At 42.4% G+C, this 21185-nt stretch carries 28 protein-coding genes and 1 pseudogene; 16 read left to right on the top strand and 13 right to left on the bottom strand.

The annotated features are described in order from the left end of the window. Positions 1 to 164: pseudogene (locus F6K57_RS25275) on the top strand (magnesium-protoporphyrin IX monomethyl ester cyclase); the annotation flags it as partial. A 71-nt stretch (positions 165 to 235) separates the two neighbouring features. Here F6K57_RS25275 and F6K57_RS25270 read toward each other — a convergent pair. After that, on the bottom strand, positions 236 to 412 hold the full coding sequence (locus F6K57_RS25270) for a hypothetical protein (protein ID WP_158069405.1): 177 nt from the start codon (positions 410 to 412) through the stop codon (positions 236 to 238). A 232-nt stretch (positions 413 to 644) separates the two neighbouring features. Here F6K57_RS25270 and F6K57_RS25265 point away from each other — a divergent pair, with 232 nt between their 5' ends. Further along, a complete protein-coding gene (locus F6K57_RS25265) occupies positions 645 to 1454 on the top strand; it encodes a hypothetical protein (RefSeq protein WP_075896694.1) in 810 nt (269 codons plus the stop codon). A gap of 85 nt (positions 1455 to 1539) precedes the next feature. On the opposite strand, the gene F6K57_RS25260 is transcribed toward F6K57_RS25265, so the two are convergent. Beyond that, positions 1540 to 1776 (bottom strand): hypothetical protein, encoded by a 237-nt coding sequence (locus F6K57_RS25260; protein WP_293071359.1) that lies wholly within the window; start codon positions 1774 to 1776, stop codon positions 1540 to 1542. A gap of 71 nt (positions 1777 to 1847) precedes the next feature. Between F6K57_RS25260 and F6K57_RS25255 the strand changes: the two genes are divergently transcribed. Together F6K57_RS25255 and F6K57_RS25250 are read left to right on the top strand one after the other, a co-directional pair. Beyond that, positions 1848 to 1994, top strand: a complete 147-nt coding sequence (locus F6K57_RS25255; protein WP_293071358.1) for a hypothetical protein — start codon at positions 1848 to 1850, stop codon at positions 1992 to 1994. A 10-nt stretch (positions 1995 to 2004) separates the two neighbouring features. Further along, a complete protein-coding gene (locus F6K57_RS25250; RefSeq protein ID WP_293071357.1) occupies positions 2005 to 3456 on the top strand; it encodes a BCD family MFS transporter in 1452 nt (483 codons plus the stop codon). A 580-nt stretch (positions 3457 to 4036) separates the two neighbouring features. Here F6K57_RS25250 and F6K57_RS25245 read toward each other — a convergent pair. Next, positions 4037 to 4507, bottom strand: a complete 471-nt coding sequence (locus tag F6K57_RS25245; protein ID WP_293071356.1) for a NaeI family type II restriction endonuclease — start codon at positions 4505 to 4507, stop codon at positions 4037 to 4039. Positions 4508 to 4652: 145 nt separating this feature from the next. Here F6K57_RS25245 and F6K57_RS25240 point away from each other — a divergent pair, with 145 nt between their 5' ends. Then, positions 4653 to 5651, top strand: coding sequence for a DNA cytosine methyltransferase (locus tag F6K57_RS25240; protein ID WP_293071355.1), 999 nt, complete (start codon positions 4653 to 4655; stop codon positions 5649 to 5651). Continuing rightward, on the top strand, positions 5635 to 5799 hold the full coding sequence (locus F6K57_RS25235; protein ID WP_293071354.1) for a hypothetical protein: 165 nt from the start codon (positions 5635 to 5637) through the stop codon (positions 5797 to 5799). Before F6K57_RS25240 ends, F6K57_RS25235 begins: the two co-directional genes overlap by 17 nt. Before the next feature lie 116 nt (positions 5800 to 5915). On the opposite strand, the gene F6K57_RS25230 is transcribed toward F6K57_RS25235, so the two are convergent. Together F6K57_RS25230 and F6K57_RS25225 are read right to left on the bottom strand one after the other, a co-directional pair. Then, complete coding sequence (locus F6K57_RS25230; protein ID WP_293071353.1) at positions 5916 to 6269, bottom strand: hypothetical protein; 354 nt, start codon at positions 6267 to 6269, stop codon at positions 5916 to 5918. A 473-nt stretch (positions 6270 to 6742) separates the two neighbouring features. Further along, the gene (locus F6K57_RS25225) at positions 6743 to 8107 is read right to left on the bottom strand and encodes a tetratricopeptide repeat protein (RefSeq protein WP_293071352.1); all 1365 of its coding nucleotides are present in this window, start codon (positions 8105 to 8107) and stop codon (positions 6743 to 6745) included. A 948-nt stretch (positions 8108 to 9055) separates the two neighbouring features. Between F6K57_RS25225 and F6K57_RS25220 the strand changes: the two genes are divergently transcribed. The 6 genes from F6K57_RS25220 (at position 9056) to F6K57_RS25195 (ending at position 12914) form a co-directional block, all read left to right on the top strand. Next, on the top strand, positions 9056 to 10345 hold the full coding sequence (locus F6K57_RS25220) for a glycosyltransferase family 4 protein (protein WP_364304089.1): 1290 nt from the start codon (positions 9056 to 9058) through the stop codon (positions 10343 to 10345). A gap of 615 nt (positions 10346 to 10960) precedes the next feature. Then, positions 10961 to 11125, top strand: coding sequence for a hypothetical protein (locus F6K57_RS25215; protein ID WP_293071351.1), 165 nt, complete (start codon positions 10961 to 10963; stop codon positions 11123 to 11125). 9 nt (positions 11126 to 11134) lie between these two features. Beyond that, positions 11135 to 11716: a TetR/AcrR family transcriptional regulator gene (locus F6K57_RS25210; protein WP_293071350.1), complete on the top strand. Its 582-nt coding sequence runs from the start codon at positions 11135 to 11137 to the stop codon at positions 11714 to 11716. Then, positions 11661 to 11807: a hypothetical protein gene (locus F6K57_RS25205; RefSeq protein WP_293071362.1), complete on the top strand. Its 147-nt coding sequence runs from the start codon at positions 11661 to 11663 to the stop codon at positions 11805 to 11807. Before F6K57_RS25210 ends, F6K57_RS25205 begins: the two co-directional genes overlap by 56 nt. Before the next feature lie 232 nt (positions 11808 to 12039). Further along, a complete protein-coding gene (locus tag F6K57_RS25200; RefSeq protein ID WP_293071349.1) occupies positions 12040 to 12363 on the top strand; it encodes an SDR family NAD(P)-dependent oxidoreductase in 324 nt (107 codons plus the stop codon). 296 nt (positions 12364 to 12659) lie between these two features. Then, positions 12660 to 12914, top strand: a complete 255-nt coding sequence (locus tag F6K57_RS25195) for a hypothetical protein (RefSeq protein ID WP_293019667.1) — start codon at positions 12660 to 12662, stop codon at positions 12912 to 12914. Positions 12915 to 13085: 171 nt separating this feature from the next. On the opposite strand, the gene F6K57_RS25190 is transcribed toward F6K57_RS25195, so the two are convergent. From F6K57_RS25190 to F6K57_RS25180, 3 genes are all read right to left on the bottom strand, one after another. Next, the gene (locus F6K57_RS25190; RefSeq protein WP_293019668.1) at positions 13086 to 13247 is read right to left on the bottom strand and encodes a hypothetical protein; all 162 of its coding nucleotides are present in this window, start codon (positions 13245 to 13247) and stop codon (positions 13086 to 13088) included. A gap of 141 nt (positions 13248 to 13388) precedes the next feature. Next, positions 13389 to 13550, bottom strand: coding sequence for a hypothetical protein (locus tag F6K57_RS25185; RefSeq protein WP_293071348.1), 162 nt, complete (start codon positions 13548 to 13550; stop codon positions 13389 to 13391). A gap of 16 nt (positions 13551 to 13566) precedes the next feature. Next, entirely contained in the window at positions 13567 to 15303 is a 1737-nt protein-coding gene (locus F6K57_RS25180; protein ID WP_293071347.1) for an ABC transporter ATP-binding protein, read from the bottom strand. Positions 15304 to 15743: 440 nt separating this feature from the next. Between F6K57_RS25180 and F6K57_RS25175 the strand changes: the two genes are divergently transcribed. The 3 genes from F6K57_RS25175 (at position 15744) to F6K57_RS25165 (ending at position 17573) form a co-directional block, all read left to right on the top strand. Further along, on the top strand, positions 15744 to 15872 hold the full coding sequence (locus tag F6K57_RS25175) for a hypothetical protein (protein WP_293019670.1): 129 nt from the start codon (positions 15744 to 15746) through the stop codon (positions 15870 to 15872). Positions 15873 to 15880: 8 nt separating this feature from the next. Continuing rightward, positions 15881 to 16474, top strand: a complete 594-nt coding sequence (locus F6K57_RS25170) for a hypothetical protein (RefSeq protein WP_293019671.1) — start codon at positions 15881 to 15883, stop codon at positions 16472 to 16474. A 262-nt stretch (positions 16475 to 16736) separates the two neighbouring features. Continuing rightward, entirely contained in the window at positions 16737 to 17573 is an 837-nt protein-coding gene (locus F6K57_RS25165; RefSeq protein WP_293071346.1) for a hypothetical protein, read from the top strand. A 125-nt stretch (positions 17574 to 17698) separates the two neighbouring features. On the opposite strand, the gene F6K57_RS25160 is transcribed toward F6K57_RS25165, so the two are convergent. From F6K57_RS25160 to F6K57_RS25145, 4 genes are all read right to left on the bottom strand, one after another. Further along, the gene (locus tag F6K57_RS25160) at positions 17699 to 18370 is read right to left on the bottom strand and encodes a DMT family transporter (RefSeq protein ID WP_293071360.1); all 672 of its coding nucleotides are present in this window, start codon (positions 18368 to 18370) and stop codon (positions 17699 to 17701) included. A gap of 98 nt (positions 18371 to 18468) precedes the next feature. Further along, positions 18469 to 18930 (bottom strand): DUF1499 domain-containing protein, encoded by a 462-nt coding sequence (locus F6K57_RS25155; RefSeq protein ID WP_364304082.1) that lies wholly within the window; start codon positions 18928 to 18930, stop codon positions 18469 to 18471. A gap of 140 nt (positions 18931 to 19070) precedes the next feature. Further along, on the bottom strand, positions 19071 to 20312 hold the full coding sequence (gene dcm, locus F6K57_RS25150; RefSeq protein ID WP_293048052.1) for a DNA (cytosine-5-)-methyltransferase: 1242 nt from the start codon (positions 20310 to 20312) through the stop codon (positions 19071 to 19073). 2 nt (positions 20313 to 20314) lie between these two features. Next, the gene (locus tag F6K57_RS25145) at positions 20315 to 20440 is read right to left on the bottom strand and encodes a hypothetical protein (RefSeq protein WP_269086941.1); all 126 of its coding nucleotides are present in this window, start codon (positions 20438 to 20440) and stop codon (positions 20315 to 20317) included. Positions 20441 to 20648: 208 nt separating this feature from the next. Here F6K57_RS25145 and F6K57_RS25140 point away from each other — a divergent pair, with 208 nt between their 5' ends. Beyond that, positions 20649 to 20801, top strand: a complete 153-nt coding sequence (locus F6K57_RS25140; RefSeq protein WP_293071345.1) for a hypothetical protein — start codon at positions 20649 to 20651, stop codon at positions 20799 to 20801. Here the strand turns inward: F6K57_RS25140 and F6K57_RS25135 are convergent. Then, a partial coding sequence (locus tag F6K57_RS25135) for a tRNA pseudouridine(55) synthase TruB (protein ID WP_293071344.1) occupies positions 20749 to 21185 on the bottom strand: 437 nt, incomplete at its 5' end. The two genes, F6K57_RS25140 and F6K57_RS25135, sit on opposite strands and share 53 nt — an antisense overlap.

Genomic DNA, 21185 nt, shown 5'->3' with positions numbered 1-21185 from the left:
TCCGGAATAATGATAAGCTAAGAGCGATCGCTAACTCAAATACGCCTAAGTTCTTGCAAATATTCCAGAAGTTGCCTCTCTACATGTCTAATGCCTGGCAGCTCCTAAAATTGTACCTGATTAAGCCGATTGATATGACGGCTAAACATGGTTCTATGATCTAAAGTTTGCTCCGCTAACTGTTAGCTTCGTTTTTGTGGTGATTCTACATTAGGTAGGATCACTTTTTTTTGATTTACCCTGGGAGTCGGGAATCGGGAATCGGGAATCGGGAATCGGGAATCGGGTTGTAAGTGCTGTAAGTTTGGGGAGATAGGGAGATGGGGAGATAGGGAGATGGGGAGATGGGGAGATGGGGGAGATTTTTAGTAAGGGTAATTATAGCGTTTCTAATACTTAACCTGTTGTGCATTTAAATTGAATATTATTCCGTTATAAAACAAACCGTAAAACCCTCTCCCCCTACTCCCTATTCCCTATTCCCTATTCCCTATTCCCTATTCCCTACTCCCTATTCCCTACTCCCTACTCCCTACTCCCTACTCCCTATTCCCTATTCCCTTAGATCCGGAAATGATACAAGAATGACAGAAGTTTTATCGGTATAGGTGCGTCAGTTCTGTTAGTGTATTTTTTATTGTTGAGTGTTAAAAAATTTGGGACTTAAGTATCTAAAAACGGGATTACTGGGACTAACGTTTACCTTCACAGTTGCTTACCGAGCTGGGAGTCAAACTGTGCCAGTACCGGACTCGACTACAGGCAACCCAGAGGAAACCCAGGGGAATCCGCCTCAGCCTACTCCAGATCAATTACCAGAGTCCCCCCAGTCTGATCCTCCTGGTAATTCAGCAGCCCAGGAGTTGGATTTAAGTCCAGAGATAATCGAAGGCAGTCCAGTGCTACAGCGTTGGCTAGAGGAGGTGCCGGATGTTTGGCAGGATATTCGCAATCAACCCAGTTTTCGCACTCGCTTGCGGTTGGGTTACTCCCAGTTTCCCTCTAATGGACAAGCCGCAGGGGTGAATGTGGGAGTGGAAGATGTGTTTATTGGTAATTCTGGCTTGACGGTGAGTGGAGATTATCAGGCTTCGTTTAATGGTGAGCGAGAAACCTTTGGGGTAGATTTGCGGTATTATGTACTGCCCTTAGGGAGTTATTTTAATGTTGCCCCGATGGTGGGTTATCGCAATTTGGAGACTGATGGTTACTCTACCGATGGGGTAAATGTGGGAGCGCGGTTGCTATTGGTTTTGTCTCGGACTGGTGCCGCTGATATTTCCTTCACTCAAAGTTTTGTGTCTATTGGCAGTAGTGAGGAGGTGGGGATAAGCAAGCTTTCCTTTGGTTATGCCCTTACTCCCAATTTGCGGCTTGCTACGGATATTGAGAAACAGAATTCTATCGAAAATAAGGATAGTCGGGTGGGGATTGGGTTGGAATGGATGCCTTGAGATGTTGAGAGGGTTAGGAGTAGAGTGGGCATCCTGCCCGCGCGAAAATAAGGAGGAAACGGGCAAGATGCCCATTCCACGGAGCTCACAGGGGTAGGTTTTTTACATCTGGTTCGGGAATCGGGAATCGGGAATTGGGAGTCGGCAGTCGGGAGTCGGGAGTCGGGAGTCGGGAGTCGGGAGTCGGGAATCGGGAATCGGGAATCGGGAATCGGGAGTCGGGAATCGGGAATCGGAAGTCTAGAGCGTTCGCGTAGCGTGGCCATTCCCGTAGCGTGGCCGTAGGCCAATCGCATTTATCGAGCCTATCAAGATAACCCATTTAGGGATTTGATCTAAGCCATTTAGCTATAGCATTTACCTATAGCATATCCAAATCGATCATGAAACCCAATGCTGATTTCTGATAACACCAAAAAATCCTCGGATCTCTTTCCTACTATTCCCGATTCCCGATTCCCGATTCCCGATTCCCGATTCCCGATTCCCGATTCCCGATTCCCGATTCCCGATTCCCTCTGTTTCCCCACACTAAAGTAAAACTCTACCGATGAAAACCAGTAATGTAGTTAAGTCTGAGCCTCCCTCCTCAGCAAAGCACCAAACACTTCCCAAGATTAATCTATTTACCATGTTCCGGCTTGGTCTATTCCAGATGGGATTAGGGATCTTGGCAGTGCTGACCCTAGGAGTGCTCAACCGAGTGATGATCGACGAGCTAGGTATTCCAGCCTCAATTACTGGGGGAATCCTAGCCATTTCGCTGTTTGTTGCCCCAGCCAGGGTATGGTTTGGTCAGCTCTCGGATGCTAAACCGGTCTTGGGATATCACCGTACTGGTTACGTGTGGATGGGAACTACGTTATTTACGATTATCCTATCCTTAGCGGTACAAATCACTTGGCAATTGGGCAATGTTGTCCAAGGGGCTGGAGGTTGGACATGGTCAATTCCAGCCTATAGTTGGGTCGCTCTTGGGGCTCTAGTTTTTGCTCTATACGGTCTAGCCCTGAGTATGAGTTCCACTACGTTTTTTACCTTATTAGTGGATATTTCTGATGAAGACAACCGTGGCAAATTAATCGGTATTATCTGGTCAATGATGACTGTGGGTATTGCGATTGGGGGCATCAGCAGCAAAATTTTGCTGAAGCGATTAGATAATATTGATGCATCCCTGGAAATATTGCGGTCATCGATTACTGGACTGTTTGTGTTCGTACCCTTAATCGTCTTGGGGCTAGCGGTATTAGCCACCTTTGGGATCGAGAAAAAATACTCGCGCTATTCTTCCCGTTCTATCCTAGCGAATCGCGAAGACCAGATTACCTTGGGCCAAGCCCTAAAACTATTAACGGCTAGTCCCCAAACTGGCCTGTTTTTCACCTTTTTGGTGATCATGACCATCAGCCTATTTCTCCAGGAAGCAGTGCTAGAACCCTATGGGGGAGAGGTCTTTAATATGTCAATTCCTGAAACCTCTCTACTCAATAGCTACTGGGGGATTGGGATGTTGATGAGCTTGAGCGCAACTGGCTTTTTCCTAATTCCCAATTTAGGTAAGCGCAAAACCACTCAATTAGGCTGTCTAGCGGTATCTATCTGCTTTATCTTGATTATTATGTCAGGATTTACCAGAAATGCTCAGCTATTCCAGGGAACCTTACTCTTATTTGGTTTATCTACTGGTATCGCTACCACAGGGGCTCTGAGTTTGATGTTAGACCTAACCGCAGCAGAAGCGGCTGGCACCTTTGTGGGGGCGTGGGGATTAGCGCAAGCCATGGCACGAGGCATAGCAGTAGCCAGCGGTGGTGTGATCCTTGATATAGGTAGAGCCATTTTTTCTACCCCTGTCTTGGCTTATGGTGTCGTGTTTGCTCTCCAATCCGCAGGGATGATAGTGGCAATTTGGTTCCTAGGTAAAGTGAATTTTAAGGAATTCCAGGATAATGCTAAACATGCGATCGCTGCTGTGATGGAAGGGGATTTGGATGGTTGAAGGCAGAATGTTGAAGGTTGAAGGTTAGTAGGTTGAAGGTTATTAGGTCTATTGAATGCGATCGCTTTTAATAGCAGGCGTAGGGTGCGTTAGGGGTGGGCTGGCCATCATATTAAACCTCGTAGCAAGTGTTGGGAAAGCCCGCCCCGTAACGCACCAGAAGGTTATTCGCGTAGCGTGGCCAAAAGGCCAAGGTTATTAGGTCTGTTGAATGCGATCGCTTTTAATAGACCTGGCAGCGTTAGAAGTTTTATGCTGTTGTACTACCGCCAATTCTTATCACCTGTTGCTTGAGCTGAAGTTGGTGACTTGTAGAAGAGGTGTAGGATAGGTCAATAAAAAAAGTAAATTTTGCTGTGGCTACCGATATAGAGATGTAGGGTTACAGCAAAAGATACGATGAGTGATCAAAAAAAAGCAAATAGTAGCTTGGATTAGTAGCCTTGTCCCTTTATCTCCTCAAACGGAAGACCCCAGCACATCTTTAGGTGTTCCAAAACTTCTATCACCAGCAGATAAAAGTGTTTTCAATCACTACCCCCGGAGATGATATTAGTTAGAAATCAGAGAGTTTTGGTATTTACCCGTTTGGGATAAGCCATTTAATGTGTTGCTTACCCACAGCGGAAACACTTTTTTTCTTGTCTTGGTTGCTACCTTTAGTCAACATATCTGGGTTGGCTCTCAGAAGCCCTGCTTGGAAAAACATCTCGTCTTCATTGATGCGTGTCAGGAGGCATATTTCCCCAATTGCTTCAGGAGGTATCATCCACGTTTTCCCAATTGTTGCTTTTGAATCAAATTCAATGTCAATCAAGTAGAAATCTAATTTGGTTCCTCTTTCCCATCTAAACTCATGGCGCAGATAAGCTTCTACTTTTATTCCGAAAATCGTTTTCTCCGCTTTCTCTACTTCTGCAAGTCGAGTGCGCCCCATTCGTTCACCATCAATAACGTAATCCATCGCATCTCGAATTACTTTGCCATAGCGGGATTCAAAGTTTTTGATAGTATTAAGGGTGCTGAAGAGCTTTTCGAGTTTGGCGTCCAAATTGTTTAACCTTGATAAAGCTCATACAAGTGTAACGTGTAGTGTAAATTTAGGGTTAGTCCTTCACGGATGCGATTGACCGTAGGTCACGCTACGCGAACGCTCTTACCTGAACCCAATATCTGAACAATAACTGGAGGCAAAGGTGACACAACAGTTAACTGCTATTGAAATTTGTGCGGGTGCTGGGGGAATGGCATTGGGCTTAGAACAGGCTGGCTTTAAGCACCTGGTCGTGTTTGATAATGACAAGTATGCCCATGCAACGCTTCTGAAGAATCGTTCTGGCTGGAACCCCCAATTGTGTGATGTCCGCACCTTAGACTGCTCTTCCTATGAAAATGTAGACCTTTTTGCAGCAGGGGTTCCGTGCCCTCCCTTCTCGATTGCGGGGCAGCAAAAGGGGGGGAATGATGAGCGTGATTTATTTCCGGATGCCCTACGGTTAATTCATCAGGTACAACCCAAAGCTGTACTGTTGGAAAATGTGCGAGGCTTTTCCAGTAAGAAGTTTGCTGACTACCGAACGGCATTAAATTCTGAGTTTCGGAAGATGGGTATGATCATGCAGTGGCGGGTACTGAATGCATCGGATTATAGTGTGCCCCAACTCCGTCCTCGGTTTATTTTGGTTGCCCTCAGAAAAGAGTATGTCCCTTTTTTTGAATGGCCTGAACCTATTCCTGAACCTCCAACTGTCGCTAACACGATTGGAGATTTGATGGGTTCTGACGGTTGGCCTGGGGCAGAGGCATGGATGAGTAAAGCACAAGCGATCGCTCCCACATTAGTTGGTGGCTCCAAGAAGCATGGCGGGGCTGACCTTGGCCCGACACGAGCCAAGAAAAAGTGGGCAGAACTAGGAGTCGATGGTAAAGGCATTGCCAATTCTCCGCCCAGTTCCGAAACCCCGATTGATGCATTGCCCCGATTAACCCTGCGCATGGCGGCTCGGCTACAAAACTTTCCCGATGACTGGGAATTTGTAGGAGGAAAAACTGCCCAGTATCGTCAAATTGGGAATGCACTTCCTCCAGCAGTCTCTCGCCATGTTGGACGGTCTATTGTGTGTGCTCTCAACAAAGTGGAAGTCAGTGCTACCAAACCCAAGCAATTGGAACTTTTCAGTGCCGATGTGGCTTGAATTTAGGGGTTGCTGGCTTGGTCACAAGCAGACCGGAAAGGGGAATCTTAAGAGAAAATCCTTAGGCTGGTTTATGGCTAGCAAGGTTTTCGCTGGGATGCTGGCTGCTCCGGTTGAGGTGGAAGCCCAGATACTCAAAAGTGATTAATCGTAGGGTAGGCAGTGCGTAGTAAGGCGATCGCAAACAAATGAATCGATGTGATCCACTGCCCACCCTACATGTACTCTATGGTACTTCCGCTTTGGGAAGCTTAAGGGAGTTGATCACAGTACTTCCACTTGAGGCAGTTGGATTGGTGCACAACCATTATGCACGGCCACCAAAGTATTTTGAGGTATATTCCATTTTTTGTTGTTGTTGTTGTAGCACTCGATGACTACTTTAGATCCCTTAGCTATTTTTAGTGAGTCACCACGATAAAGCTTTTCACCTTTGGATATAGAAATAACGCTTTTATTGAAGCGTGTGATCTTACCATTTCCCTTAGCTTCCACCACAATTCCTATAGGTGATTGATAAGCCAAAAATTGAGGTAATTCATCAGCAAGAACTTGATTCGTAAAACTTTGTGCAATGATAATACAAACAATTGTCAAAGCAGTTACTATCTTTTTCATTGTGGTTACTCCATACTGAGTATGCTAATTTTTCAGAAACTTGAGATGCTATTTAGCGTGACGCTCCTACACTTACCCGACAGGGAAGTGTAGGCTTCCAGCAGTTTTTAAGACTAGCAGAACTGTAAGCATTAAGCTAATGCACTACCTGCTGACTCCTGAGTGTTTATAGCTGATTTTCAAGTATCTATAGACTTATCCGACTAAGCACCAAAAATTATGCAGCAAACTTTCAATACCAGGTTGATATCCCACAGGACTTAGCCACCAATACCACTTCCTAAGGCACTAACTTTGAGCTTGCTCTCATTTTACGCCTCGTCGCCAGCATTGGGAAAGCCCGTCCGAAAATTATAACGGGAAAGATGCCCGTTGCACCCACTGGTTCAAACAGTAAAAATGAGATGCACCCAATTCTAAGTTAAGAGTTTAGCATAACAAATACCGAAGATCCTTCATTGTTTATTGGGCAACTATTTATTTAACCCAGTGTCTAAGCGCTGTCTAGCTTGGTCAATCCATTTGTCTTCATCTATATCATAACTGGAGCCATATATAAAGCAATATCTCCAATTCTTCATAATTATTGCAGTATTTTTTTCACCTGCTTTTTCTAGTACCTGAGCTAGCAAACAGTAAGCTGCTGCCTTTTGCTTATCTAAAGTAATAGCCTCCTGTAGATAAGTTTTTGCCTCAGCATAGCGATTTTGTTTGAGCCGAGCCCACCCCAGGTTTTTAAGCAAATAGTATCTCACTTCATCATTCTCATTTAGGTTTAGACCTGTTAGTAACAAGGAACTAGCTTGATCATAGTTTTTTTCGATAATATAAATTCTTCCTAAGTTATTATAAGAATAATAAAAGTCACCTTGTAAAGCAATTTTGTATTCAGCGATAGCCTTTTCCTTGTCTTGTAGTTTCTCATAAATTCTTCCTAATTGATGATGAGGTTCAACGTCGTAAGGATTCAGTACTAGTGCTCGTTTGTAGCTTGATATGGCGGCAGGATATTGCGGAGGATTATTGCTAGTGTATTGATCACCACGATTTTTGTAAAAAATCGCAATCTGAGGTAACGACAAACGAAAGGTAACAGAAATTAGTAAAATACTGAAGGCAATACCACAACTTACTTCTGCCCAAAAATATTGAGGAATATTCAAACGGGTAAGAGCACGTTTGATTGAATCCTGTCCAGCTTTTGTTAGAGCGCTTCTACCAGCCAATAGTGTTAAGACGCTCTGAGTAGCAGTAACAAAAGCCCTTACAATATTTGGTTCACCAGTCAGAAAGCGTGAGTAAATGTCTACGGTTAAACTCAAAGACGATGTTAGAAATACAACGGTCAGTATTTTCCATAGCCAGTCAAGATAATCCCATCGATGCTTTGGAGGTTTGAAGAACCACCACCAAGCGTCTACTTTAGGATTCAAAATAGAATGCCATTCAGTTAGATCGACTACTGTGGTAATCTTATTAGTCTCTTGCTTTAATCGGTTATCTAGATCGTTAACCTTAATCAAGCTTCCTGTAGGAATCTGTGATTGATTGGTTAATTCTGCTTGAACTGTATCACGAGCAGTCAAAACTTCTAGAACTATTTCTTTTGATGGCGAGCGGGAGGATCCCACTTTGGAAGAAACATACCGCATTAAGCTGTATGATTGTGATTTTACTGCCCACTTAAAAAGATATATTTGCCAAAGTGGGATGCTCCCTGACGAGCTAGTATCTTCAAGTTTAGTCAGTGCATGAGTATAACGTTGAATAGCAGACTCTAACGTTGATATAGCAGAGTTAGTCTTAGGAGTTTCTCCTGGCATAAGCTGACTTGACATTTAATTGCCTCAGATTACAACAACCTTTTCTAAAATTAAGCCATTGTCTGAGTGATGGGAATGTTTTCAGCACAGTCAGGTATAAGCGCGATCGCACCAACAATCACATCAGTCTTTGACCGGCCAGTTTGCTCAACCTAGTAGCTATTGAGTTATGGAAAAGGGTTGGAGGAATCCTAATGGCGATTTGAGGTTTAGTAATAGCATCAATCTAAAGTAGCGTTAAAATACCACTTGTATGACTAAGTGTTGCTATTGCTGTATTAATTCTTAACATTAGGGCAAATCTGCTCTGGAGGTATTTCTGCTCACCGACATCAGCTAGTGCTTTACAGAAAGCCCAGCAACGGTTGCGAAACCTTAGGCCAGAAGACATTTCCCAATCCTATCACGACCAGATAAAGCAACAAAAAGCTAGAGGGGCGCTTGTCGCCCCTCTAGCAGGATGGGTAGTGCGTAGTAAGGCTGTTGCCAGCAAATAAATCGGTGAGATGGACTGCCCACCCTAGATATTAAGGTTCTTCAGTACCTGCTATGCTAAATTTTCAGTTCAGAAACTCATAAAGGTTACTCTACAAGGGTTATGAGGCTCTTTAACTAACAAAATGTTCTGAATACGGCCTCTTTCTTCTGCTCCGTTCGCGTAGCGTGGCCTACGGCCTCAGTCCCTGCTCCCTTTGGCACAGTGTTTATTTAGCATAACAAGTACGGAAGAGCCGATATTAATAAGCAGGTGCATAAAATTAATTACACATTTTCTAAAACTCAAACCCTTGCAATATATGGGTTACATAGATTGATAGTAGGCAATTAATTTTGTTTAGGTGCTTAACTATTTTTTTTTATTATGTAATTTTTATCATCAAAAAAAATCCGGAATAAATAGATATATACAGAATGAATTATATAAATTAAATTATTTTTATTTTTAATTTGATAAAAAATATAATGTTTAGCCAAATAAAAGTATTACTAATAATAGAGCAATGTAATCCTGAGTGGCCGTCTGTACCTTTATTAGCTTACAAATACTTTGAAAAAATTAGCCAAATTGTTGATGTAACTCTTGTTACCCACGAACGAAATAAAGAAGCTCTTGAAAAGTCAAGGGAAAATACTCATAAAATAGTTTATTTTAGCGAGAGTAAATTCAGCAAATTGTATTATAGCTTTTTGGAAAAAATTACTACAATAAGGGGTAGAATAAATTGGCCTTTATTACATACATTAAGCTACCCTATTTACGAAGAATTTAATCACCTGGTTTATAAAAAATTCCGAAGACAAATACTGAATGGAGATTATGATGTGGTGCATGCACTAACTCCGATAATGCCAAGATATCCTGTTAAGGCAATCAAAGCATGTAAGCAAACTCCTTTCCTTCTCGGTCCAGTTAACGGTGGTGTTCCCTTTCCAGAAGGATTTCAAAAAATAGCAAAAAAAGAATATGCTCATTTAAATTTATTGAGAGCTATTGGTCGATACTTCATACCAGGCTATGTGGCTACTTACAAGAAAGCAGACAAAATTTTAGCAGGATCTACCTATACTTTAAATATGTTAAAAGACCTGTTTAAAATTCCAGATGATAAGATCGAGCTTTTCTATGAGAATGGGATATCCCAGGATTTTTTAACACAAGTGAGTACCCGCAGTAATGGTAACAAGCTTCATTTACTATTTGTTGGGAGATTAGTTCCCTATAAGTGTCCTGATATCGTCATAGAAGCAATTAGTAAATTGGACAAAAGCATCAAAAATAAAATTCAACTAACAATAGTTGGCGATGGTTCAGAGAAAGACAATCTTCTGAACAGAGTGCAAGAACTTGGTTTAGAAAAAGTAGTAAATTTGGTGGGTTGGGTTACCCAGCAGGAAACACTTGAGTATTACCGTAAGTCCGATATTTTTTGCTTCCCCTCTATCAGGGAGTTTGGTGGAGCAGTGGTTTTAGAGGCGATGGCTTGTGGGCTACCTTGTATTGTGGCAAATAATGGCGGTATTGGTGAATATGTAACTGAGGAAACGGGTTTTAAAATCGAACCTATTTCGAGAGAATATCTGACGAAAGAACTAACCAATAAAATCCAAGTACTGGCTACAGATGAAGAACTACGAAAAAAAATGTCAGCTAAATCTATCGAAAGAGTTCAAGAATTTGAATGGAGCAACAAAGCCAAACAAATTGTTAATGTTTACCATCAAATGATTAGCAAAAAATTATCTGATCGCTAAAAAAAGGGTAAGAATTACGGTAGGGGGTATTGACAAAAAGTCTGTTGGGTGGACTCATTTTTGTAAAAAAGAAGGGAAGTATGGAGCCTCACAAGTGTAGGTTTTTTACAAAGGGGAAAGTAAGGAGTCATCGATCAGGTATAGAGTAGATCAAGCAGCAACTGTGTATGAGTGTTGAGGGATGAACTACAATCGACATTTGAAATAATGGAAGGGTAGTGCTACACAACTAGTGATTTTACACATCAAGTTCGGGAGAGCCCGTTTTCTCAAATTCAGCCATTGTCTGAGTGATGGGAATGTTTTCAGCACAGCCAGGTATAAGCGCGATCGCACCAACAATCACATCAGTCTTTGACCGGCTAGTTTGCTCAACCTAGCAGCTATTGAGTTCTGGGAGAAGGGTTGAAGGAATTTTAATGGCGATTTGAGCTTTACTCACAGCATAAATCTAAAGTAGAGGTATTATACCACTTGTATCACTAAGTTTTGCTATTGCTGTATTAATTCTTAATATCACGGTTAATGCCGTCTGGAGGTGTTTTTACTCACCGACATCAACTAGTCCGTTGGTGGGCAGTGCGTAGTAAGGCGATGGCAAGCAACTGAATCGGTGTGATCCACTGCCCACCCTACATCTGTGTTCCCGATTCCCGACTCCCGACTCCCGATTCCCGATTCCCGATTCCCGATTCCCGATTCCCGATTCCCTACTCCCTACTCCCTACTCCCTACTCCCTTTCCAAAAAAGACTTGACAAGTCTACCTAGTAGTAGGTAGCCTAAAGTCATGAAACAGAAAACTGCTCAACAAATCCTAGACGTAGCTCAATCCATGGTGCGCAACCGAGGCTACAGCGCCTTTAGTTACGCGGACATTTCCAAAGAAATAGGTATCCGTAAGGCTAGTATCCATTACCATTTTCCATCTAAGGATGATTTGGTAAAGGAATTAGTTAAACGATACCAAAAAAACTTGGCACGGAAATGTTTTGAAATTGAGCAACAGGAAACAACACCACAAGCACAATTGAGAGAGTTTGTGAATCTCTATCGAGATGGTTTGCAAGACAATAAAATTTGTTTGTGTGGAATGTTGACAGCAGATTTGAGTGTTTTAAATTCCGAAATCAAAGCAGAGATCAGAAGTTTCTTTTCTGTCACTGAATCTTGGGTAGCCAGACTATTGCACCGTGGCTGTGAAACCGAGGATTGGCAGTGTAGCAAATCGGTGGAAGTAGAAGCAAAAATGCTACTTTCGATGTTACAAGGAGCGCAATTATTAGCCCGGGTAGCGGAAGATAGTAGTGCTGCTTTTGATCAGATTACTGGTGCATGTCTGGAAGAGAAGCTATCAGCGGTCAGCGATTAGCTTAAGCGCTACGCGCACGCTACGCGAACAGCTATCAGCGGTCAGCTATCAGCTATCAGCGGTCAGTGGTCAGCGGTCAGCTATCAGCTAATGGGCTATGGGTCACAGGCTAGAAGCCTATTCCACGGTACTTGAGGTGCTGATGCGAAAGTCACAGGCTAGAAGCCTGTTCCACACTACTTGAGAATAAAATAAGCTGACAGCTGACCGCTGACGGCTGACGGCTGACCGCTAATAAAGGAATAATTTTTTTTATTCCATCGTCTACCTTCTAGTAGGTAATTAAAATAAAATCAATCCATCAATCAATTAAGGAGATAATCATGACACAGGCATTTGCGGGACAAAAAATCATTGTTGTTGGTGGCACCAGTGGTATGGGTAAAGCGGTTGCTCAATTAATTCTTCAGCAGGGTGGTGCTGCGGTTTTAATTGGCTCACGTCAGCCTAAACTGGAAGAAGCAGTAACGGAACTTAGTCAATATGGAACGGTAGTGGGTGAGTTAGCAAATATCTCCGATCCACAGATGAGGAATGCTTTAATTAATCGTTTAATACTAAGTTGCGGTCAAAGGTACAACTTTCTCTTCCGCCAATCTCCCAATCTCCCAATCTCCCCATCTCCCCATCTCCCCATCTCCCCATGAGTGGCGGCATAAATACAGTGAGATGCACCCCAAAAGTTTATCAAAAAATTGATAATTACTTTATAAAAAATAAAAGGTAAAAAAACGATAATATAGCGGCTATTTAAGAGCATATTTTAACATTAATTAACTCTACTAATAAGGTTTATAGCTTTATATTATTTCCAATAACACGCTACATTTATTATTCAAAATCTGATAGCTGATCGCTTACAAAAAAAATTTATAAAATCTCTTGACAAACAAAAATATAATAATTATGATTATAATATACAAACCCATGGAATTTGTTAATCATGTTTACAGACTTTGTTCCGAATCCTGACAATAATCCAGAGTATCTAATTCCGGGGAATACTACTCAATTTGTTTTCGGGAATAAAGAACCGGTTGAGCACAGGTTAAAGGGCTCCCGTAAGGCAGTAATGAATACCATCTATTCCCTGTATACCCAGGGCTACGCACAACTTTATGAGTGGACTCCTCTTGAGCCGAGTGGCATTCCTGGAGAAGTGATTAGTACTTTGACGAGGTACCTAATTCTGGATTAAGATTTTAAGCAGCTGGGGGGTTTCCCCCCTAGCTAAAAGACCAGGTCTAATCACGTAAGATCATGATCAGACTGGTCATGGAACAAAGTCATATAACATAAGTAGTGAAATCAACTTACTGTGGATTTCAGCCAGCCGTGGAAATTATTTCTACGGCGATTTTTTTTATGGTTAGCAGAAGGTTAGGAGGTTGTTCGCGTAGCGTGGCCGAAAGGCCAAGGTTAGAAGGTTGAAGGTTAGCAGCTTTAAAGTTATCAAGTTGAAGGTTAGCAGGTTGAAGGTTAGCAGCTTTAAAGTTATCAAGTTGAAGGTTAGCAGCTTTAAAGTTATCAAGTTGTTCGTCTTTGGCGTTCGGTGAAGGGTAGGTTTACTGTTAAAGGTGATCAAGTTGAAGCGCCTTAGCGTGTAGGTTGGGTTGAGGTACGAAACCCAACATTTGCACTAGCTTGGTTGGGTTTAATTAATTACAAAGCGTCAGTAGTCAGGGGCGAAATTTGAATAAGGTGGGTTACGGTGCGGATAAAAACTGATTGGTAATTCCTCAAAATCCTGGCCGCACCTAACCGACCCTACGAACTTAATAAAAATCTCCCTATCTCCCCATCTCCCTATCTCCCCATCTCCCCATCTCCCCACCCTCCCCACACTTAGATTACTTCACTCCAGACTGTACCCGCCACAGCATGGCATAAATTCCCTGTTGCTCTAACAACTCTTCATGTCGTCCTTGTTCTACTAATTTGCCTTGCTCGATTACATAAATACAATCGGCATTGCGGACTGTGGACAACCGATGAGCGATCGCAATGGTTGTGCGATTTTGGGTAATCTTTTCTAGGGAGCGCTGAATGGCGGCTTCGGTTTCATTATCAACAGCGGAGGTGGCTTCATCTAGAATCAAGATTGGGGGGTCTTTCAATAGTGCTCGTGCGATCGCAATTCGTTGCTGTTGTCCTCCAGATAGTTTCTGACCGCGCTCTCCCACAATGGTGTCATAGCCTTGGGGCAGCTGCATGATAAATTCATGGGCTTCTGCGGTCTTAGCGGCAGCAATTATTTCCTCGGTGGTGGCATCAAAGGTGCCGTAGGTGATATTCTCTTCTACGGTGCCGTGGAATAAAAATACATCCTGGCTAACTAGACCAATGGCATGGCGTAAGTCTTTGAGCTTGAGCTGTCTGATGTCAATCCCATCAAGGGTTATCGAACCGGCTTCGATTTCGTATAGTCTTAATAACAGTTTGACTAAGGTACTTTTACCAGACCCTGTGGAACCTACTATCGCGATAGTCTTGGTAGCGGGGATGTGTAGGGAGAGATTTAATACCACAGGATGGCGATTACGGTAGGCAAATGTAACATTATTTAATACCAATTCCCCTTTAACTTCGGACCTAGGGAATGGTGTATCCCCAGAGTGCATGGCAATTGGGGTATCCAGCAGATTCATTACCCTAGTAGTGGATGCCATGGCCCGTTGATACTGATCCAGGGTGTTACCCAGTCGAGTTAATGGCCACAGCAAGCGCTGAGTCATGAAAACTAAGACACTGTAGGTGCCTACTGCTAATTCCCCGGCGGCTGCGGACTTACCACCGTAGAGCAAAATTCCGGTAAAGCCAAATAGGATTAACATCCGAATCAAGGGGACAAAGGCCGCAGAAAATGCGATCGCTTTCTGGTTACTGTGCTGATACCCTAGACTTTGTGACTCTATCCGCTTTGCTTCATAGTCTTCCGCTGTAAAGCTTTTAATGGTAGTAATCCCAGTTAGATTATTTGCTAACTGTCCATTGAGTAACCCTACCTTTTCCCGCACCTCTGCATAACGGGGAGCAAGCAGACCTTGAAAGGTAATCGAACCCCAGAGGATAAAGGGGATAGGGATCAGAGTTATCCAAGCTACATTGGGAGCAACGATAAAGAAGCCCGCACTGATAGTAATAATGCTTGTGGCTATCTGGAGAATTTCGTTGGCACCAATATCGAGAAAGCGTTCTAGTTGGTTGATATCATCACTCAGGATAGACATCAATCCCCCTGTACTACTATCTTCAAAATACGCTAGTTCCAACAATTGCAGATGAGAGTAAGCATCTAGGCGCAATTCGTGTTGAATGGTTTGAGCCAGATTCCGCCACAATCGTTCGTAAGCATATTGAAAGGCGGATTCCAATCCCCAAACAATAAAGCTCAGGAATGCCAGCAATACCAGTTGGCTAAAGATATCCGTTACTCCTAGATGGGCTATCAAGGAATCTTGTTGTTTGACCACCACATCCACTGCCATCCCAATCAAGACCGGAGGGGCTAAGTCAAAGATTTTGTTGAGGATTGAGCATGCGATCGCTTTCCCGATTAGGGAACGATGGGGCTGAGCGTAACCCATCAGCCGCTGCAGGGGAGAGTTGAAATGCTTACGCTTATTTGGTTTTGACTTTAACCTTGAATTTCGTTTTGACTTTGACCTTGAATTCAACACAGTAATTAACCCTGACTGATCAGGCGGAATGGATTATTCTAGCAATTATTATACCCATGAGGTACAAATCTCTGGGTTTTAGGGAGCAGGGAGCAGGGAGCAGGGAGCAGTTAATAGTTAAGAGGTAAGAGGTAAGATGGAAAAAATAATGTGTACCTCATAGCTATGAGAAACGCTATAAGTCCAGAGAGCAAATCAATGGTTGATTATTATACCGTATAGCACTGCGTGTAATATAGCGCTACGCGCAAGTCAGAAGTCAGAAGTTAGAAGTCAGAAGTAAGCTATGACTAAGTTTGCTGAGTTTAGGAATGTCAAACATCTTAATGCGTAGTGCTATATAGTGTTTGTATTGTAGTTTTGAACATATTCTCTACTCCCTACTCCCTGCTCCCTACTCCCTAAAAACCAGTACCAAAGTACCTCACCGATTGTATTATTTCTATATAATATCGCTCAACCAAATTCATCAATAAACTAACCCTTGAATACTCCTAGCCACGCCATTATTAACCTTGCTGTTTTGAATCACCAGACTCAACTTCAGGCAGCTTTACCCATTACAATTGGTGCTATCTTACCCGATTTACCAATTTTTATCCTTTATATCTGGGCAAAATTGATTCGTCGTCAATCAGAGTACCAGATTTGGTCACAAACCTACGAATTGCCCTTTTGGCAAAACCTTGTTGCTACCTTTCATTCCCTTCCCCTAGCCCTGTGTGGAGTTATCATCAGCCATTACTGGGGATGGCAACTTTGGGAAATTCTATGTTGGAGTATGATACTGCACTCTTTACTAGATTTACCAGTTCACAACGATGATGCTCACCGCCACTTTTTTCCTGTTAGTAACTATCGTTTTATTAGTCCTTTCTCTTACTGGGATCCCAAGCATCATGGTTATACCGTATCCACAGTGGAAAAATTGTTGGTGTTAGTAGCAACAATTGTTACTTTCGGTATGATTGAATCTTGGATAGGTAAAAGCTTACTAATTGTTGTGAATGTGTTATATTTTACTACGTTTCTCTACTTTAGAGTGATTCGACCAAAATTATCAATTGGGCATGAATGAAGGAATTTGATTGTTTAGGTTACTTGGTCGATTTGTGGGACAATCGTTATTGTTCCTTGGCCTAGAGTGACACAAGAGGGTTAACTTTATATTATACAATATAACTGCATAGCAGCTTACCAGATTTGGCTTGACTTCTATATATGTAATGAGTCGATCAGCCAAGCTCCAACAAACAGCCACTGGCTTTTTGGAAGACTGGAAGCCACCGCAGATGCCCGCAAAAATAACTTTGGCAAGAGGTTTATTGTCTACCTAAACGTTGAATCAAGTGAAATTATATAGTGTTGAAGTACCTTTGGATATCCTAACCAAAGAGCATAGAAAGAAGATAACCGGAGATCTGGGACGCTATAATGCAGTGGCCGATATCTTAGAAAAGACAACAGAGCAAAAGAAAGCTTTCCTAGAAAGATGTAGGGGTTTATTCTTTCAGAATCTGCATGATGAGCAACTTATAAAAGATGTCAGACTAGGGAACATAACTCTTGATATTGCTTGGTTGGTAGTTATGTGCTTTTCTGAGCAAAACAATAATGGAAAACCTGGTTTCCCCCTCTATGAATTCACAAAAGTATCTGTTGCGAATAATACAGACAATTTCAAATTATCTTCAATTGCAGGTATGTTTTCAACATATATGCATGATTACGATAGAAGTAATATAGAGCATGCCGGAAATGATCAACAAGATAAGTATAGTCTATCTTTAGATATGTGGAAGATTCTCTTTGAACCACATCAAATCAATGACGGTCTCCCTTTGTTTGATAATTTACCGGTTTTTGTTTTCCCGAGAAGCCTATCAACAAACTCAGAAACAACTGTTTATATGAATAAACTTGGTTTTCAGGAAAAAAATTATACTATAAATGGAGAAGAGATTCGCTGCTTTTATGAAGATGGTAATAATCCTCTAGAAAATCCTCTTCTTAAATCAGCTATTTTATCAACAGGTTTAGTTCTAGTTGAGATCACAAGGTCTGATTTATACAAAGGATCTAAATATATCGGAGAATTTAATCGTCAAAATTTTTCAAAAGAGGTAAAATTACAACAGGAAATAACAGTGTTAAAATGGCTTCATTCAAAACTTTAGAATTGAATAGCATTAATTTACACCTTTTAGCGACTGATTATTTGCTTACTTCCACTAAAGTTTAACCCGAAGTATGGTATAGTGCAGAAGTGTTGAAGGTTTAAAATCTTCAACACTTCTGGGGTTTACCCTGCCTTTTGAGAACCCTTGCCTAACCTAGCGAGATAAATTCCAGCAATAACGCCAAGGAAGGAAACCATCTTGAGTGGCGTCAATTTTTCAGCGAAGATAATCCAAGCGAATAAAGCTGTAATCAGTGGATCGAGTAAGAGGCATACACTGACAAAGCTAGAGGAAAAATGCTTAAAGCTGTATGTTAAAAGGCCATGTCCAAAAACCTGTACAACAATGCCTAAAGCAACCACAGAAAACCATGCTGATTGTGTCAAGGGGAAGAGGTGATCTTCCATGATTAAAGTAAATCCCAAAGCTAAGATCGCTCTTAAGAAGCAGCTCCATAGCAAGATTGTGCTGACTGAGTATTTATTGCACAAGGATTCACGAGCTAAAAATGCACCAGCACAAAAAACAGAAGAGAGTAGTGCCAGCATATCTCCAGTAAAGTTGCTAGGGGCAATAAACCAGTCCTCAAACTCAATACAACTAGAAGCGAATAGTGCAATGCCTAGACCAACTAGAAAGCGGTTGTCAAATTGCTGCTTCAGAAGCAACCAAGCACCGAGGGTTGAAAAGATAGGAGTCATGTTATGCAACAAATTGGCATTGGCTACACTAGTCTGAGTTAGTGAAATAGTTGCTAGGCACTGCCCACCAACGGGTTTATATTTATTGAAGATGTAGGGTAGGCAGTGCTTGAAACAGATAACATAAGCAAGTCAATCCCGTTGCTAGGCACTGCCCACCAACGGGATGAATGATGTTTTGTTGATAAAAATTAGCTCAATTCCGCTCGAATCGTTTCCACCCGTTTCCGATTAACTCCCAAATCGGATTTTCCTAAACGGGAGGCGGAGCGAACATGGATTACCTTAGCACTGTCATCGAGCAAAAACTCTACATCATCCACAAATCCCATTAAACCGCTAGTGAATTGTGCGTAGAGATAGTTGTCTGTTTCTTCAATAATTTGTGTTCGTTCTAGGTTTTGGATCACAGTTTTAAGCTTAGCAATTGCTTCAGTAGGGGTTGAGTTGTAAGCTAAAGGCTCAATACCATGCTCGGCATCTTGGCTATAGCTGCTGACACAGTTAGGGGTATTTGGGCAAGGTGCTAATTGCCCTGAAGACTGAATCCCAATATTGGTAGGTTGTTTTCCTGGAAATTTCATCAACGATTCTCCTGAAAGGGCAAAGGTAGCTCCTATGGCAACAATAGCGACTAATACTAAAGATATCAATACTATTAGTATTAGTCTCAACGGTGATAGTTTTTGGGTTTGTACAGTCATACTGTAGTCATATCTCTAGTATTATTAATATCATATTTGGTTGACTAATTATCAAAAAAATTGGGGTTAGTAAGGGCAGAAGCCAAAGTTCAACACGTCTGCATCGTTTCTGGGTCGAATTCCCCTTGCAACATCGCAATCAGACATCGTCCAATGTGGTAAGCTAAATTGACAGGGACGGCATTACCGATTTGTCTGTACTGTGATGATAGAGAACCGGTAAATTCCCAATCATCAGGGAAGCTCTGAATACGTGCATATTCCCTAACTGTCAACGGTCGTGTTTCTTCAGGATGACACCGCTCGGTCTGTTTTTGAGCTGGGTTACAGGTGAGAGTAAGAGAAGGTTCTTCCCAAGAAAGCCGCCTAGCCATACCGGTTTTGCCGCCACCGAGATAGAAACTCTTTTTCATATACTCTTTTTGAAGCGCTAGGGGTAAGTTCCGCCAATAACCTCCTGGTGGTATTAATTCCATAATTTCTCTCTTGCGGGGAGGGTATTTTGCTCCTATTGATTTAGGGCAATCTTTGAGCACCTCCCTCAGGGAAATAGTGTAGTCCTTCTCCTTAGGAAATATTGCTTTTAGGTCTAAGTCTCTTCTAACCGCAATGATAATTATCCTCTCCCGCTTTTGGGCGACATCTAGAAACTGCGCTCTGAGCAAGTTATAGGTAGGGTTGTAGCCTAAATCCTCTAAGGTTCGCAGCATAGTGGATAAGGTTCTGCCTTGGTCATGGTGGATCAGACCTCTAACGTTTTCAACCAGTGCTATTTTAGGCTGTACTTCTTTGACACACCGTGCAAACTCAAAAAAGAGCGTCCCTCTAGTATCGTCAAAACCTTTACCCAGACCGGCATAGCTGAAAGCTTGGCAGGGCACCCCACCAGCCACAATCTCTACGTTGTCCTTGTATTTGGTAAAATCAACATTGGCTATATCCTCAAGTATGATTTTCCAGGAAGGTCTATTCAGCTTCAGAGTGTTTACGCAGTCTTTATCAATCTCCACCAACAGCTTGGTGGTTAAGCCAGCATTCTCAAAACCCAGTGCCATGCCTCCACACCCAGCAAATAACTCAATTACTCTGAAGCTAGTGGATTTGCTCTTGAGAACACGAAACTCAACCCCAGTAGCTAGCCCTTGATACTTCCGTTGAATTCGTTTTAATTCTTCAATGTCAAAAAAACGGTAGTTTTGTTCAGACCGCTTTGCCCTCAGCAGCTTTTTCTTTTCCCACCGGCGTATGGTATCGGAGGAGACACCCAAGATTTCAGCAGCTTCCTGAACCGTGACTAGGTCTTGAACAGTGCCCGATTTACTTTTTGCCATTTTTATTTGAAGGGAGTAGGGAGTAGGGAGTAGGGAGTAGGGAATCGGGAATCGGGAATCGGGAGTAGGGAATAGGGAACAGGGAACAGGGAGCAGGGAGCAGGGAGTAGGGAACAGGGAACAAACATTATCTCAATTGATTTAGGATTGCTATAAATAATGATTTTTAGTTAGTTTGTGGCTTAAAAAATAATTTGATTTTTGTTTATTAAAACCTAAATTATAACTCATAATTACTGACTCGAAGCTGCTCAATCGGAGGAGAGTTAGTTATGTCTAACTCAGCTTAGATAAGTCCTGTTCAATTCAATAAACTATAGGTATCATAAATCAATTGTGATAATTTTTGTTTCCTGCTCCCTACTCCCTACTCCCTACTCCCTACTCCCTGCTCCCTACTCCCTACTCCCTATTCCCTATTCCCTCTGCTATAGCATCAAACAAAAACCATTTGAGGAGCCAGCAATACTCCAGAGGTTGAGGAAATAACTTTACCAATACCCAAAAAACTGCCATCTTCGTGGTACACTTGCACAGGACTTGTGGAGGTTTCAAGGGTAGAGACTTTAACTAGAGTATCATCCCCAGAGATACGCTGTCCCAAACACCAGCGACGGGCTTGATCAGCGGACAAGGTTACAGAGGGTAAGTGCCCCAAAGCTACACTAGGGGACACTGGCTGGAATAGGCTTTTTTCCAGCTGTTGGGTCAATTCTTCTAATCTCAGACTATCGGCTAAATCAAAACCACTGCTGCGAGTACGAGTCAGAGCGGCCAGCACACCACCGGTTTCGAGGGCATCTCCTAAATCCCGGGCTATGGAGCGAATATAGGTGCCAGGGCCACATGCGATCGCTAAATCAATTTCCGGAA

Origin of the sequence: Moorena sp. SIO4A5, assembly GCF_010672005.1 — a bacterium.
Lineage (GTDB): Bacteria > Cyanobacteriota > Cyanobacteriia > Cyanobacteriales > Coleofasciculaceae > Moorena.
This window is presented reverse-complemented; position numbering and strand designations above follow the sequence as displayed.